Annotated in this window: 3 protein-coding genes; all 3 read left to right on the top strand. The window is 57.9% G+C overall.

Annotation, left to right across the window (positions count from 1 at the left end):
• A partial coding sequence (locus tag DPO_RS25635; RefSeq protein ID WP_040012336.1) for a hypothetical protein occupies positions 1–544 on the top strand: 544 nt, incomplete at its 5' end.
• Between the two features lie 16 nt (positions 545–560).
• Complete coding sequence (locus tag DPO_RS23545; protein WP_006968887.1) at positions 561–992, top strand: type 2 periplasmic-binding domain-containing protein; 432 nt, start codon at positions 561–563, stop codon at positions 990–992.
• Positions 993–1,091: 99 nt separating this feature from the next.
• Positions 1,092–1,838: PDC sensor domain-containing protein (locus DPO_RS23540; protein WP_201765679.1), on the top strand; the 747-nt coding region annotated here is incomplete at its 3' end.

Genomic DNA, 1,838 nt, shown 5'->3' with positions numbered 1-1,838 from the left:
GTTTTTTGATGCTTTCAGGCAGTTCGGGGCACGGGGTGTAGCCATTGCCGACCGATACGATGTTGACAGCAAGCGCGTTAAATTGATGAGCCTGGGCCTGCGCTATGACCCCGGCGAGTGGTTTGTGATGGGCGAGTGGGCCCGGTCGAGCAGCCGTACTTTTATTGGCGATATCAGAGGCTGGTATATCACCGGGGGGTATCGTTTCAAAGCTTTCACCCCCTACGTGACCCTGGCGCAAGTTCAGGCCCACAGCGACACCTCAGACCCGGGTTTGTCCCTGGCGGGCCTGCCGCCGGCCCAGGCCGCCCAGGCGGCAGGACTCAATGCCGCGCTGAACCAGATACTGGGATCCGCAGCTCAGCAAAAAAGCATATCCCTGGGAGTCCGCTGGGATTTCATCCGGAACGCGGCCCTGAAAGTACAATACCAGCACCTTGATCTGGATGAAGGCTCACCCGGTGTTCTGACCAACATACAGCCGGGATTTGAACCCGGGGGGTCGGTCAACCTGTTCAGCGCCGCCATTGACTTTGTATTTTGATATGATGGGATTGCCGATGAAAATAATGCGAACAAGTGTGATGGTATGGATCTGTCTGGTAAGCCTCATGGCCGGCATCGTATGCGCTGCTGAAGTGGTGGTGGTGGTCTCTTCACAGAACCCGGTCAAGACCCTGTCCCGGGCCCAGATCACGGACATCTACCTGGGCAGGATGATCCGTTTTCCAAACGGGAATCCCGTGGAACCCATCGATCTGAATGAAAGCGCGCCCACGCGCAGCGAATTTTACAGCCGGTACCTGGGGCAGTCCCCTTCGCAGATAAAGGTCCACTGGTCCAGACTGATCTTTACGGGCCGGGGCCAGCCGCCCCCAACCGTTTCCAGCGAGGATGCCATGGCGGACCGGGTGGCTGAAAACCCGGATGCCATCGGATACCTGTCTTCCGATTTTCTGGACGACCGCTTGCAGGTGGTGACCATTGATTGATGTAACCGAGTATACAAATGAACCCATGCCGCCGGTTGACGGCACGGCCGGCCGGGGCCGGCTGCACCGGCTGATCGAACCCCCGTTTTGTCCATTCTCATGGCTTTTTTGATTCTGACGGTAATCTGGATTTTCACGTTCAATTTCATCGCCAGAGAACGTGCCGCAGCCGACCGCACGGCCGCAGCTATGGCCATGGATGTGGCCGACACCTACGAAGCTCAGGTGGTGCGGGCTTTGCGCGAGATCGATCACACATTGAAGATGGTCCGCTATTATCTGGAAGACCGCCCCGCCCAGGAGATCCTGGGAGATTTGCGCGCCGAAGGGCTGCTGCTGCCCGGGATCATCTTCACTGTCAGTATCATCGATGCCCGTGGGGAGATCCTTGACAGCACCAATGACGCTTCGACCCCCGGGAACGTGGCGGCCATGGATTTTTTTTACCGCGCAAAAGCGCAGGAGGATGTGGTCATCGGACAGCCGCAGCAGGACCCGGATTCAGATGAATGGGTGTTGACTTTCAGCCGGGGGGTCAAAGAGACAGGGGATCGGTTTGCGGGAATTGTGGCCGTATCCGTGCATGCCGGCTATTTTGTCAGCGGCTATGAGTCTGATGCGCTGGGGGAACACGGCATTCTCGGACTGGTGGGAACGGACGGCGTTTTCCGGGTACGACGTACGGGTACTGATATATCCGCGGGCACAACCATCAACTACAATGCACTGGTGCAGGAGGACACCCCGGCCGATGCGCCGGCCGAAGTGACCGTCAATCCCTGGGACGATACCCGGCGCTACACTATCGCCAGAAAGCTTTATGAATTTCCTCTGGCAGTCGTGGTT

This window comes from Desulfotignum phosphitoxidans DSM 13687, assembly GCF_000350545.1.
Taxonomy (GTDB): Bacteria; Desulfobacterota; Desulfobacteria; order Desulfobacterales; family Desulfobacteraceae; genus Desulfotignum; species Desulfotignum phosphitoxidans.
Note: the sequence above shows the minus strand (reverse complement) of the source record. Positions and strands in the feature narration are given on the sequence as shown.

Excerpts from the sequence above, each read along its gene's own strand:
- DPO_RS23545 (WP_006968887.1), top strand. The coding sequence starts at position 561 with ATGAAAATAATGCGAACAAGTGTGATGGTATGGATCTGTCTGGTAAGC.